The 14,106-nt window shown below is 34.9% G+C and carries 13 protein-coding genes; 10 read left to right on the top strand and 3 right to left on the bottom strand.

The genetic code is table 11. The features are described 5' to 3' along the window. Positions 1–51: 51 nt before the first annotated feature. Positions 52–654 carry a 30S ribosomal protein S4 gene (rpsD, locus tag CWO92_RS14590; RefSeq protein WP_055739012.1) on the bottom strand — a complete coding sequence of 201 codons (603 nt, stop codon included), beginning with the start codon at positions 652–654 and terminating at the stop codon, positions 52–54. Positions 655–1,065: 411 nt separating this feature from the next. Between rpsD and CWO92_RS14585 the strand changes: the two genes are divergently transcribed. Continuing rightward, entirely contained in the window at positions 1,066–2,472 is a 1,407-nt protein-coding gene (locus CWO92_RS14585) for a sensor domain-containing diguanylate cyclase (RefSeq protein WP_101354948.1), read from the top strand. Between the two features lie 80 nt (positions 2,473–2,552). Here the strand turns inward: CWO92_RS14585 and CWO92_RS14580 are convergent, their stop codons facing one another. After that, positions 2,553–3,032 carry a GAF domain-containing protein gene (locus CWO92_RS14580; protein ID WP_101354947.1) on the bottom strand — a complete coding sequence of 160 codons (480 nt, stop codon included), beginning with the start codon at positions 3,030–3,032 and terminating at the stop codon, positions 2,553–2,555. A gap of 350 nt (positions 3,033–3,382) precedes the next feature. On the opposite strand from CWO92_RS14580, the gene refZ reads away from it, so the two are divergent. The 7 genes from refZ to rarD all read left to right on the top strand — a co-directional run bounded on the left by refZ (position 3,383) and on the right by rarD (position 11,517). Then, a complete protein-coding gene (gene refZ / locus CWO92_RS14575) occupies positions 3,383–4,018 on the top strand; it encodes a forespore capture DNA-binding protein RefZ (RefSeq protein WP_101354946.1) in 636 nt (211 codons plus the stop codon). A 216-nt stretch (positions 4,019–4,234) separates the two neighbouring features. After that, the gene (ezrA, locus tag CWO92_RS14570) at positions 4,235–5,926 is read left to right on the top strand and encodes a septation ring formation regulator EzrA (protein ID WP_101354945.1); all 1,692 of its coding nucleotides are present in this window, start codon (positions 4,235–4,237) and stop codon (positions 5,924–5,926) included. A 185-nt stretch (positions 5,927–6,111) separates the two neighbouring features. Then, positions 6,112–7,263, top strand: a complete 1,152-nt coding sequence (locus CWO92_RS14565; RefSeq protein WP_101354944.1) for a cysteine desulfurase family protein — start codon at positions 6,112–6,114, stop codon at positions 7,261–7,263. Next, complete coding sequence (gene thiI, locus CWO92_RS14560) at positions 7,260–8,468, top strand: tRNA uracil 4-sulfurtransferase ThiI (protein ID WP_101354943.1); 1,209 nt, start codon at positions 7,260–7,262, stop codon at positions 8,466–8,468. Before CWO92_RS14565 ends, thiI begins: the two co-directional genes overlap by 4 nt. Positions 8,469–8,573: 105 nt before the next feature. After that, a complete protein-coding gene (locus tag CWO92_RS14555; protein WP_101354942.1) occupies positions 8,574–8,768 on the top strand; it encodes an alpha/beta-type small acid-soluble spore protein in 195 nt (64 codons plus the stop codon). 135 nt (positions 8,769–8,903) lie between these two features. Next, entirely contained in the window at positions 8,904–10,484 is a 1,581-nt protein-coding gene (mbcS, locus tag CWO92_RS14550; RefSeq protein WP_101354941.1) for an acyl-CoA synthetase MbcS, read from the top strand. Between the two features lie 115 nt (positions 10,485–10,599). Further along, positions 10,600–11,517 (top strand): EamA family transporter RarD, encoded by a 918-nt coding sequence (gene rarD / locus CWO92_RS14545; protein ID WP_101354940.1) that lies wholly within the window; start codon positions 10,600–10,602, stop codon positions 11,515–11,517. Between the two features lie 93 nt (positions 11,518–11,610). Here the strand turns inward: rarD and CWO92_RS14540 are convergent, their stop codons facing one another. Beyond that, positions 11,611–12,405: an NAD kinase gene (locus CWO92_RS14540; protein ID WP_101354939.1), complete on the bottom strand. Its 795-nt coding sequence runs from the start codon at positions 12,403–12,405 to the stop codon at positions 11,611–11,613. 112 nt (positions 12,406–12,517) lie between these two features. Between CWO92_RS14540 and sppA the strand changes: the two genes are divergently transcribed. Both sppA and CWO92_RS14530 read left to right on the top strand, forming a co-directional pair. Next, complete coding sequence (gene sppA / locus CWO92_RS14535; protein ID WP_101354938.1) at positions 12,518–13,528, top strand: signal peptide peptidase SppA; 1,011 nt, start codon at positions 12,518–12,520, stop codon at positions 13,526–13,528. 16 nt (positions 13,529–13,544) lie between these two features. After that, a complete protein-coding gene (locus tag CWO92_RS14530) occupies positions 13,545–14,078 on the top strand; it encodes an RDD family protein (RefSeq protein ID WP_101354937.1) in 534 nt (177 codons plus the stop codon). Positions 14,079–14,106: the final 28 nt, after the last annotated feature.

Below are 14,106 nucleotides of genomic sequence, written 5' to 3'. Positions count from 1 at the left end.
TGCTGGTTTTTTTACGCATAAAAAAAGAAGGCCAAGAGCCTTCTTTTTTCATTAACGAGAGTAGAACTCAACGATGAATGATTCGTTAATTTCAGCTGGTAATTCAGAACGTTCTGGTAAACGTGAGAATGTACCTTCAAGCTTATCAGCATCAAAAGTAACATAATCAGGAACATAGTTTGTTACTTCAATTGCTTCTTTAATGATTGATAAGTTGCGTGATTTTTCACGAACGCTGATTGTTTGTCCTGGTAATACGCGGTAAGAAGGAATATCAACGCGTTTGCCATTAACAAGAATATGACCGTGGTTAACAAGCTGACGAGCTTGACGGCGAGTACGAGCTAAACCAAGACGATAAACAAGGTTATCTAAACGAGATTCAAGAAGAATCATGAAGTTTTCACCATGCTTACCTGGCATTTTACCAGCTCTTACGAATGTGTTATGGAATTGACGTTCGTTAACTCCATACATATGGCGAAGCTTTTGCTTCTCTTGTAATTGCAAACCATATTCAGATAATTTCTTACGTTGGTTAGGACCGTGTTGTCCTGGCGCGTAAGGACGCTTTTCTAATTCTTTACCAGTACCGCTTAGTGAGATACCAAGACGGCGTGATAATTTCCAACTTGGACCAGTATAGCGAGCCATGAATGACTCCTCCTCTTTGTTTTTATTTTGTTGTAAAATAAAAACAGATGTGAACATCCATTATGTGTATGATGTTTTCATGTACCATCGCCCTAGCAGCTAAGGGTTACACGATACACCACATTCTAGAGTTTGCGATTAGAAAATTCCTAGAATGGGAACAAAATACGCTCATAAAGTTGTCCGCACAGGCTGCATTATTTTACACAAATTTCATTATATGTTCCTAATACAATAAAGTCAAGGTAAATAATAATTAAATAAGGATATATTGATTATTCTATTTTGGTAAAAATTCCTTATAAATTCTAAACCTTTTTGTGCAAATGAAAATATTTAATAGTATAATAGTACTATAAAGGGAATATTTCTTTAACGATAATTTGGACTATATATAATAGGTGATTGTAGATGGGCATGAATAATGAAAGTTTATATAAGGAATTATTTAGAGTAACAGAAAAATTCCATTCCTCTATGGAAGTAGAGAATGTTTTGTCTGAAATTATTTATACACTTAAACGCGTGTTCCCAAATTTTAAATATAGTTTAATGATATCCAATGATAATCACTACAATCAAGATTTACCTGTTAAACCATTACAATATGACAGTATGGACGATAGAGCTATGCAGGCATTTATCAATGGATCCATTCAAATTGATACGACATGTGACACCAAATTAACAAGACTCTATTCGCCATTGCACGGAAAACAGGGGGTGTATGGTGTCCTTGAGGTAATTACATACGCTTCCTTTAGTTTTGAGCCTAATGAGATTGAATTCATCCGTTTACTTGCTAATACTGCTGGAAACGCAATCGAAAATGCGAAGCTTTATCAACAGTCAAGAAGTTTAATAGAGGATTTGCGCTTAATAAATGAAACATCTCATGTCCTAAATGGAAGTTCAAGCTTGAATGAGACAACTAAGTTTTTAAAGGCACAAATATCTAAATCATTTCATGCTGAAACCGTTGCTTTTATTTTCATTAATGAAGACAATACTAGCTCAATATTGGAAGGCAGCAGCGCAGTTTTTGAGACTTCACATGGAAAACTCTATATTCAATTTGTTTTTGATTCATTAAAAAAACAAAGGGATTCCATATTTATTAGTGATTTAAGTGGGAAAATGAGGGATATACCTTTATCCTTTTTATCCATAATGGCTGTTCCCATGATAGAAGGAAATTCCTTAAAAGGTTTCAGCATTGTCTTACATGAAAAACCGTACTTTTTTACGTTTGATATGTTTAAATTATTTCAATCCTTAATTCACCATTCCACATTAGCTATTTCTAATTCCATTTTGCGTGAAAAATTAGAGAAAATGGTGATAACCGATCAGCTTACGCAATTGTTTGTTAAAAGCTATTTGAATAATCAAATAAAAACATCCATGACAAACGATAAGGAAGGAACCTTTATCTTATTGGATATTGATAATTTCAAGGAAGTAAACGATACGTTCGGTCATCAGGTAGGAGACGATGTACTTGTTCAGGTTGCTAACTTAATATTGGAGAATATTAGAACGACTGATATTGGTGCAAGATGGGGAGGAGAAGAGTTAGCAATCTATCTTCCGGGTGTCCCTTTAGGAGCTGGAGCACAAATTGCCAAAAGATTAGTAGAAGCTGTACAAAATAAAACGAATCCACCAATTACTGTTTCATGCGGGGTATCTTATTGGAATAAAGAAAGAAAAGATGAAGCTAAGAATCTGTTTAATCGGGCAGATATTGGTTTATATGATGCAAAAAATCTGGGGAAAAACCAAGTAGTTATAAAGGAAGATTACCAAATAATATAAAAAGCCATCAATTGATGGCTTTTTAAGTATGTTGATTTGATCATTTACTCATTGCAAACAGAGTGAGAAAGCGTTTATCTTTAAAGATATTTAGCTAATACTTCGACGAATTTTCCTAGTTGGGATTCGTCGATTTCATCGAAACGATTAGTTATAGGGCTATCGATATCAAGGACCCCGATCAACTCTTCATTTTTTATAATCGGAACTACAATCTCTGATTGTGATGCGGCATCACATGCAATATGGCCGGGAAATTGATTCACATCTTCCACTCTAACAATTCTTCTTTCAGCAATAGCAGTACCGCAAACCCCTTTTCCAAACGGAATTCGGACACAAGCTGGCAGTCCCTGGAATGGCCCAAGCACTAATTGATTGTGTTCAACTAGATAAAAGCCAACCCAATTGATCGTATCCAAAAACTGATTTAAAAGAGCAGAGGCATTGCTGAGATTTGCTATTCGATTTGGCTCATCCTCAATTAAGGCCTCTAATTGTTTTATTACAAGCTTGTAATTCTCCTCTTTTGTACCTTGATATGATGTTGTATGAAACATAATATTCACCCTATTCTTTACAAGATTTTATAAAACTCAGCATTTTTCGCCGATAATGATGGAAAGTGTCGATATTTTTTTATAGGAAAAATGCTTTTTAGATAGAAGACTATAAATAAGGCTGTTCTGGTGAAAATCGTTTTAAATCCTGAATTAGACCTAGTTTAAGGAAATCCTTTCAAAAATAGATATCCATTTCTAAGCTGAAATAGGAAAGTATAAGATTTCTTTTCAAAAGCAATTAAGTTTACGAAAAGTGGCCTTAAATAGTAAATTTTTTAAACTGCTTCTTTAAGAAATAGCATATTTCAATTAATAGTACAAGGAAAAAGTATGAAATGAGGGGTTCCATGACGAAAGCAGCTGTGTCGACAAAGGAAGCGATTTTGAATTCAGCGATTTTATTATTTAATACAAAAGGATATGATGGTACATCTATTCGAGACATATCAAAAAGGGCAAATGTAAACCCTGCAAATATTTCCTACTATTTTCATAGTAAACAAGGTTTGCTTGAAGCGTGTTTGGTATATTTTTTTGAGCATTACTTAAAGTACATGGAGGAAGAAGTAAATTCCATACAGTATGATAACCGTAAAGAGTGTTTGAAAAAAGCTATTTATAAGATTTTAGTATTTCAAGGAAAAAATCATTTTTTATCCAGACTCGTGTGGAGAGAAATTTCGATTGACTCACAAATTATAAGAGAAATTACATCATCCTATCTTATGAAGGAACGATATTTATTAAAACGTCTTTTGGAGGAAGAAGAGGAAACCCATCCCATGATTTACTTTAAAATTATTCAATTGAAGAGCATGATTACAATGCCTTTCTTGAACAGTCAATATTTAAGAGAGGTGTTGCATATCTTTCCACAGGAAAAATATTTTATCGAAAAATATTATCGTGTTTTAGAGGAATGGATTGAAAATATAGATACAGAAAAAAAGAAAGGAGCAACAACGCGAATATCAGTACCGTGACAGAACGGTGCTTTTTTTTGCGACATTTATTAAGACATATACAATAATTTTTGCTCGAAGTAAATTTTTGGTGCAAAAATCCTGCTCTTTTTGCAAAAAATAGCGAATTTAATAGTCAAAAAATGTCGTTACATGGTATCATAAATACATCATACATAAAATAACAATAACGTTAAAAATAGATGTATTTCGGATAAACAGGAGGCTTATGGTCATATGTATGGCATCATCGGTATAATCGTACTAATATTAGTTTTATTAGTAATCAGTTTCATCGTACGGAAAAAATATTATAAAGAAATTGATAAGCTGGAAGCTTGGAAAATTGATATTATGAATCGCCCTGTTTTGGAGGAACTGGGAAAAGTAAAACAACTAAACATGACTGGACAAACGGAGGAAAAATTTGAACGTTGGAGAAAGTCATGGGATGAGATTGTCACCGTACGGCTTCCTGATGTGGAGGATTATTTATTTGATATAGAGGAATACACAGATCGTTTTCATTTTAGAAAAGCGAAAAATGAACAAGCAAAAATTGAAGGAGTTTTACGAGATATAGAGGAAAAAATAGAGGGAATTCTTTCCGAGTTAAGTGAATTAATTGGCAGTGAGGAAAAAAATAAAGTTGAAATTGAGGATGTACAAAAAAAGTATAAATCACTCAAAAAGCACTTGCTCATTCACAGGCATACATATGGAAATGCTATTAAGAAATTGGAAGAACAAATTGAGGCCGTAGCAGCTGATATTCAAAAATTTGACGAATTAACAACGAACGGTGATTATCTGGAAGCCCGAGAATTAGTAATCGGACTGACAGCCCAAATGAATAATCTGGAAGAAAAAGTGGAAAAGCTGCCGAATTTATTAACAGAAATAGGCACACTCATACCATCTCAATTAAATGAGATTGAAGAAGGCTATAAGGAGATGGTAGAGCAAGGATTTATTTTGGATCATTTACAGCTTGAAAAAGAGGTTGTACAACTTAGAAAGACATTAACTACTTTTAACAATTATTTGGAACAAACAGAACTCGCTAAAGTAGAAGAAGGTGTCCTTGAAATAAAGGAAAAAATGGAGATATTATATGATCTTCTTGAGAAAGAAGTCCATGCAAAGCATTATATTCAACAACATCAGAATAACATTATAAGTATATTTGATAAATTAAAAGAAACAAATCAAAAAATAAAAGAAGAGACAGCAATTGTTCTTGAGAGTTATCAGTTAGTGGAAGGGGAGCAGCATATTCCGGATAATTTTGAAAAGGAATTGTCTCAGCTTACAAAGAGATATGAACTGCTGGAAGCGAAATTATTGGAGGAGAATTCTGCATATACTCTGCTTAGTGAAGATTTAAAAGAAATCAAGAATTTAATGGAAAAGATAGAAAAGGAACAACAGGAATTTACGGAGCATTTGCAAACATTAAGGAAAGATGAACTGGAAGCACGCGACAAGGTTCAAGAACTTAAAAGAAAAATAGCAGAAATGAGAAGGATGATTTCCAAAAGTAATGTTCCTGGGTTGCCTAATGATTATCAAGCTATTTTGGAAAGAGCAATGGAACATGTACAGGATGTGTTTGTCAGTTTAAATGAAAAACCTCTAAATATGGCTTCTGTACAGCAGCATCTAAACAATGCAGTAGATGATGTGGAACACCTAAATGCTAAAACAGAAGATTTAATTGAAAATGTTGTTTTAGCTGAGAGAGTAATCCAATATGGAAATCGTTATCGTGCGCGTTTTCCGCATGTTGCAAAGGGTTTGCAACAGGCAGAGGAAGCGTTTAGAAGATTTGAATATCGAGCAGCTTTAGAGGAAGCAGCAACAGCACTGGAAGAAGTGGAGCCAGGTGCATTAAAACATATTGAAGAAATGTTAGATGAAGAAGAATAGAGACAAAAGCACCCGGTGTTGCTTTTGTCTTTATTTTTTTGGTACAAATATTCTTCATGATACTTTTTTATAAGTGGAAAATATATCTACTTTATTTTCAATAGTTCTAATTTATGATAAGATTTATTTTTGTTAGCATTTTTCATGATAGTTATTTAATTTATATATAAACGAGGGTGTTCTTTATGATATATTTCGATAATAGCGCCACAACAAAGCCGTATGACGAAGTGGTAAATGCTTTTGTTAAGATATCGACCCAATTTTTTGCAAATCCGTCATCCTTGCACAATCTAGGTGGGCAGGTAGAAGAGTTAATTAAACAGGCGCGATTGCAAATAGCAAATCTTCTGCATGTAAAGGCCTCTGAAATTTTCTTTACATCCGGAGGAACAGAAGGAAACAATTTAGCAATCAAAGGAACTGCATTACAATATTCCAATCGCGGGAAACATATCATTATGTCTGATATTGAGCATGCCTCTGTATATGAAACGGGTGAACAGCTAAAATCCTTAGGGTTTAAGATTACTTATTTACCTGTGGACCAAAATGGCCAAGTAAATGTGAAGGATTTGGAAGCTGCCATTACAGAAGAAACGATATTAGTTTCGATTATGCATGTAAATAATGAAATTGGAACTATCCAACCAATCGAGGAGATTGGTAAAATCCTGAAAAATTATCCAAAAATATTATTTCATGTGGATCATGTTCAAGGTTTCGGAAAAGTTCCGTTGGATTTATATGAGGCACATATTGATTTATGTACGATTTCAGCACATAAATTTCATGGCTTAAAGGGCAATGGCCTATTATTTAAACGCGAAGGGGTAAGAATATCTCCCCTTTTAACCGGAGGTAGTCAAGAAGGAAAATTACGGAGCGGTACAGAGAATACCGGCGGAATTGTGACAATGGCAAAAGCTATGCGAATGATTGAGGAAAAAAGGCATGAAAAAGGAGAAGAACTTCTAAGAATACGTGATTATTTAATGGAACAAATTGGTCACATACCACAAATTCAGCTCAATACAAATCCAACCGTGTCTGCACCGCATATTCTTAATTTTTCTGCGATTGGCTTACGTGGAGAAGTTATTGTTCATGCACTAGAAAAGGAAAAGGTGTATGTATCTACTACCAGTGCTTGTTCATCTAAGCAAACAAAACTTAGCAGAACCCTACTAGCAGCAGGTGTGCCAGAAAATGTGGCAGAAGGTGCAGTGAGAATCAGCTTGTCATATGAAAACACAATGGATGAAGCGAAGGCTTTTATTCAAACCCTTCAACAAGTTTTACAAACATTAAATATGGTAATGAGGGATTCAAAGTGAAATACGACCGTATATTAATTCGTTATGGTGAATTATCCACTAAGGGTAGAAATCGAAAGCATTTTATTACCCATCTAAAAAGAAATATTCGTGAAGTTTTAAAAGAATTTAAAGATATTCATATTCAGGGTGGACATGATCGTATGTACATCTTATTAAATGGTGAAGATAGTAATCCCATTATACAGAAGCTATCCACTGTTTTTGGAATACAATCCTTCAGTTTAGCTGTGCGTTCTGAAAGAAATCTTCAAGATATTCAGCAAGTAGGATTGTCCTTAGTAAAACAGATTTTTAAACCAGGAAATACATTTAAAGTTACGACAAGACGTGGTGATAAATCGTTTGAATATGATACAAATGATATTAATCATGCAGTTGGAGGACATATTTTACAAAATATAGAAGATATAAAAGTTGACGTGAAGAATCCAGATATTAATCTTCTCGTTGATGTGAGACCAGATGCTATTTACTTATCTTGTGATATTATTCAAGGTGCCGGTGGACTCCCTGTAGGTTCTTCCGGAAAAGCAATGCTCATGTTGTCCGGTGGAATCGATAGTCCAGTTGCTGGTTATTTGACAATGAAGCGGGGAGTTCAAATTGAGGCGGTTCATTTTCAAAGTCCGCCTTATACAAGTGAGAGGGCAAAACAAAAAACGATTGATTTGGCAAAGAAAATTTCTGCTTACAGCGGGTATGTAAAAATGCATTTTGTTCCTTTTACCAAAATACAAGAAACCATTCGCAAGCATATTCCAGAAGGTTATACCATGACAGCGACAAGAAGAATGATGCTTCGAATTACGGATGAAATTAGAAGAAAAAATGATGGTTTGGCCATCGTTACGGGAGAAAGCTTAGGACAAGTAGCAAGCCAAACATTGGAAAGTATGTTGGCAATTAACGATGTAACTGTAACACCAATATTACGGCCATTAATTTCAATGGATAAATTGGAAATTATTGATATTGCTAAAAAGATTGATACGTTTGAAATATCTAGTTTGCCATATGAAGATTGCTGTACTATTTTTACTCCGCCATCTCCTAAGACAAGGCCAAAGCTTTCTAAAATTCAATATTACGAAAGTGATTTTGATTTCGGCCCACTTTTAGAAGAAGCGGTGAATAATGTCGAAACCATTATTGTAAATAATGAGGATTCTATTGAAAACGAAGAATTTGCAGATTTATTGTAAATAGAATAGTAAAAATTTTATTATACAAGGAACAATTACCAAACGATTCTTAGTATGAAGGCATGTGTTTTTGCAGAATCTATACTCACAAGGAGGTGAAAACACATGCCAAATAACAATCAATTGTTAGTAAATGGTGCTGAGCAAGCACTTGATCAAATGAAATATGAAATTGCAAATGAATTTGGTGTAAACCTTGGAGCAGATACAACTTCACGCGCTAACGGATCTGTTGGTGGTGAAATCACTAAACGCCTTGTTTCTATGGCTGAACAACAACTTGGTGGACAAATTCGCTAATTAAATAAAGAATGGATGACGGAGTAGGCAAACGCCTGCTCCGTTTTATTTTGTTCTATTTGGGATTTGATAATTTTAAATTTTTAAATTATTATGTATAATAATATAGAAGAATAGTGTTAAGGGGGATTATGGATGAAGCGTGAGGATTTATTGGCACCTGAAAAATATAATATAGTGCAAGAAGTTGAAAGGTTTGCAAAAGATCCTTCTAAAATGGCAATCAAGTGGGAAAATGAAAATGGGGAAAAAAGGGATATAACCTATTCCAATTTAATGAAAAATGTCAATAAAATCGGAAACGTTTTCCTAAAAAGCGGTCTTCAAAAGGGCGATATCATTTTAGTAATGGTTCCTAGATTAATTGAAGCATATGAAATTTACCTTGCTGCCTTGAAAATCGGAATTGTGGTCATTCCAAGTTCCGAGATGTTAAAAGCAAAAGACCTACAATATCGGATTGAGCATGCAGAAGTTAAAAGCATTGTGGCATATTATCCATATTTGGATCAATTTGCAGATGTTAAAGGTACAGATGGTTTGATTAAATTTGTAGTAGGGGATAAGGCGAATGACTGGAATTCTCTATTTGATTTAATGGAAACCTCCTCAGAGCACTTAGAAATAGCAGATACTTCAAAAGAGGATATGGCATTCTTATCATATACCTCGGGTACCACTGGTAATCCAAAAGGTGTCGTACACACTCATGGGTGGGGTTACGCACATTTGCGTACGGCGGCACCAAATTGGCTTTGCATTGGGGAAAATGATGTCGTTTGGGCTACAGCAGGTCCGGGATGGCAAAAATGGATTTGGAGCCCTTTCCTGTCAGTACTAGGATCAGGAGCAACTGGTTTCGTTTATAATGGGAAGTTTGAACCAAAGACCTATTTGAATCTTTTAGAGAAATATAAAGTAAATGTTCTATGCTGTACACCAACAGAATACAGATTAATGGCAAAGGTAGATAATCTGCAAGAATATCACTTGCCACATTTACATAGTGCAGTGTCTGCTGGAGAACCATTAAATAGAGAAGTAATTGAGACATTTAGAAAATATTTTAATATTACTGTAAGGGATGGATATGGACAAACAGAAAATACATTACTTGTTGGTATCACGAAAAATATGGATGTCAAGCCAGGCTCGATGGGAAAACCAACTCCAGGCAATAGTGTCGAAATAATCGACGAAAATGGCGAACCTTGTGGAGTAGGTGTGGTTGGGGATATTGCAGTTCATATTGAGACACCAGCTTTGTTTAAAAATTATTATAAAGACCCGGAACGAACTGCCAAGCAGTTTAGAGGGAACTATTATGTTACTGGTGACAGAGCAAGGAAAGATGAAGACGGCTATTTTTGGTTTGAGGGAAGAGCGGATGATATCATTATTAGCTCTGGATATACTATTGGCCCATTTGAAGTGGAGGATGCCCTAGTGAAACACCCATTTGTAAAGGAATGTGCGGTCGTTGCAAGTCCTGACGAAGTTAGAGGGAATATTGTGAAAGCATTCGTAGTACTTCAAGATGGCATTAATCCGGAACAATCTAATTTAGTTAAAACGCTGCAAGACCATGTAAAAGAATTAACAGCACCATATAAATATCCTCGCCAAATTGAATTTATTAATGAGTTGCCGAAAACGACATCCGGGAAAATTCGCCGTATTGAATTACGGCAGCAGGAAATGGAAAAGGTTAACTAATGTTTATTGCCCAAAAAAAGGTGGACGGTATACACTGTCTGCCTTTCTTTTATTATAATATTTAAGTTGAGCTAGTACATCAACGACATCGAACTGAGAAAAGAGGAGAGGAAAAATGGAACAGGATGAAAAAAAGGGAATCATGTATGCTGCATTTTCTTATATTTTTTGGGGAGTATTACCGATTTATTGGAAATGGTTGCAGCATGTTTCAGCAGATGAAATATTAGCAAACCGAATCTTATGGTCTTTTATTTTTATGATCATTCTATTAGTGATAACAAAAAAATGGAAAAAATTCGTTGATACATTAAAAAATATAAAATCCAATCGGAAAATAGTCCTATCTTTGATTGTGGCCTCTATCTTTATTACCTTGAACTGGTTTATTTATATTTGGGCAGTAAATGCGGATCACATTGTTGAAGCAAGTCTGGGTTACTATATTAATCCTTTAATTAGCATCTTATTAGGTGTGTTTGTATTAAAAGAAAAACTAAGCATTATACAAATTATTACCTTTTTACTGGCGGCGCTTGGTGTACTTATTCTTACATTATCGTATGGACATTTTCCGTGGATTGCTTTTGGTTTGGCATTAACTTTTGGTTTATATGGACTTGTTAAGAAGGTTATTAAGGTGGATTCTTCTATTGGGTTAACTTTAGAAACGATGACCGTAACACCGTTTGCACTTATGTTTCTAATTTATCTTTCTGTAAAGGGGAACTTAACGTTTTTTACAGGTTCGGCTGAAACAGATCTGTTATTAATAGGCGGCGGGGTTGTGACTGCTACTCCATTGTTGTTTTTTGCAAAGGGTGCCCAGGCAATTCCAATGTATTTGCTAGGTTTCCTACAGTACATTGCTCCGACCATTATGCTCATCTTAGGAGTGTTTTTTTACAGCGAACAGTTTACGAAGGCGCATATGTGGGCATTTATTTGTATTTGGTCCGCAATTATTATCTTATCAGTTACAAATGTATATAAAAGCAGTAAATGGAAAAAGACTAATAGTCTTAGTGCATAAATATAATGATTTAATGATCATTAAATGAAACCTTTGCCCATTTATTTCGTATAAAAAGCAATCGGAATGCACCGATTGCTTTTTATACATAATTTACAAGAAAGTTCTTTTAACCTTTTCCCAGAAGGAGTTGTCTTTTAGCTTAACTGTTTTAATCATTTTGTCGCTAAGTGTAACTTCGACTCTATCAACATGGCGTATACTCAAAGCTTCGTTGTCCATTCCCATTAAGGGGTATTCGTTCCCTTTTCCGGCGACTTTTAAAGTTAATTTCCGACTGCCATCAAGTATAAAGGAAGAACCAAGAGTTCGGTATTTGAAATTATTTAAAGAGGCAATTTCACTCACTTGAAGACAAGGTAACAATGGATCTACAACTGCTCCTCCAACCGACTTGTTGTAGGCAGTACTGCCAGTTGGTGTTGCAATTAGCATTCCATCACCACGGAACGTTTCAAAATGAATGTCATCAATAAAAACATCCATTTCAAATGTTTTAATAATCCCAGAACGGATGCTGAACTCGTTTAAACAATAAAAGGATCCTTGACCATCAATACTTGCTTTAAGAACAGGATAACGGCGGACTTCGATTTTTTCCTGTGTAATTGCGTCTATGATACTGGAAACATGATTAAGATAGAAGTCACAATATAGGCCAAGTTCATTTTGAACGGTAATTCCGGCATACAGACAATCCTGACGGAAATTTGTTTTTCTAACTGCTTGCAGAAAAGTTCCATCTCCTCCAATACTAATAATGATATTGGCATCCTTTGGATCAGGCACCATTTGAAAATGATACTTTTCTGCTAATTGAAGTAAAGCGGTTATTTTTGCATCGGACGGTTCGTTATGAAAAAAATAAATATGATTGCGTTCTGTCATTATTAATACCTCATTTCGCTGGTAAAGTCTTTTACCTAAGTGTAACAAATTTTAGTATATTAAAAAATCTTTTCATCATAGAATGAATAGTAGTTTACAAGGAGGATGAACAATGAGTAAAAAAAGATGGGCTGCACTTGGTATTGCAGCGGCTTTATTTGTGGTTTCTATTATTGTTAATTTTGCCGTTTCTGCTGTGACAACGGATTTTTCAAGTCTTTTTGACAAGGCTTTTGCTACTCCGGACCAGAATTTCACGGAGGATATTATGAAGCAGGGGAAAAGCACCAAAAAAATCGCTGTATTGAATGTGGATGGAGTGATACAGGATACAGGAAGTGCTGGTTCTTTATTAAGCAATGGAAGTTTCAATTTTAAAGACTTTATGGATCAATTAAACTATGCAAAAGAAGATAATAATGTAAAAGGTATTATCATTCGGGTCAACTCACCAGGGGGAGGCGTTGTTGAATCGGCAGAAATTCATGATAAAATCGTCGAGATTCAAAAAGATACAAAAAAACCTATCTATGTTTCGATGGGGGCTACAGCAGCGTCAGGCGGTTATTACATATCGACTCCGGCCAATAAAATATTTGCAAGTCCTGAAACACTTACAGGGTCGCTAGGGGTGATTATGGAAGGTATAAATTATGGTGAGCTTGCGAAAAAATATGGAATTAATTTTATGACTATAAAAAGCGGCACATATAAGGATATTATGAGTCCATCGCGGCCGATGACAAACGACGAGAAAAAAATCCTGCAAAACATGGTAAATGATTCTTATGATGGTTTTGTCAAAGTCATTTCAGAAGGAAGAAAACTATCTGAAAAGCGCGTTCGTGAATTAGCAGATGGACGAGTTTATGATGGGAGACAAGCGAAAAAATTAAATTTAATAGATGATTTTGGTTATTTGGATGATGTTATTAATCATATGAAACAGGATTATCAGTTAAAAGGTGCACAAGTAGTTCAGTATAGTACTGATTTTGGAATAGGCTCACTATTATCCATGACAGCACAAAAAATGATGGGGAAAGAAGCAGAAATGTCCGGTTTGTTGCATGTTCTTGCCCAACCAAATGCACCAAGACTAATGTATTTATATTCAAAATAATAAAGGGGGGCAGAAAATGACTAAAGTAACCAATGAAGGTCAACCTATGCAAGAATATAGTGAATTAGATAACGGAAGGGTGCATAATTCTCAGGTCAGGAAGAATAATTATTATCTTGCCGGTTTTTGGATGAGATTTTGGGCATATTTAGTGGACCTTATTGTAATTGGTAGCATTGATCGTCTGCTTGTGAAAACAATATTCCGTCTTCTTGATATTTCCATAGATAATACAGGGATGTTTTCGCCATTTTCGGTCGCAACTGCTATGGTTTTTTATGTTTATTTTGTCTTAATGACAAAATATACTGGGCAAACGATCGGAAAGATGATTTTTGGATTAAAAGTGATTTCGATAAAAGACTCTACCCGATCATGGAGTACCATATTGTTCCGAGAATTAATTGGACGTTACTTATCTACAACTATCTGGATACTATATATTATTGTGGCGTTTACTCCAAACAAACAGGGATTACATGATATTTTTGCAGATACAACGGTAGTTAGGGAGGATTTAAGAAGGCAATCATTGAAGCCTGCTCTATAAGAGCAGGTTTATTTTTTTGTATTTTGGA

The sequence above is a fragment of the Heyndrickxia camelliae genome, assembly GCF_002844575.1.
Lineage (GTDB): Bacteria > Bacillota > Bacilli > Bacillales > Bacillaceae_C > Margalitia > Margalitia camelliae.
The sequence above is the reverse complement of the archived record's forward strand: the minus strand, read 5'-3'. Positions and strand labels throughout refer to the sequence as shown.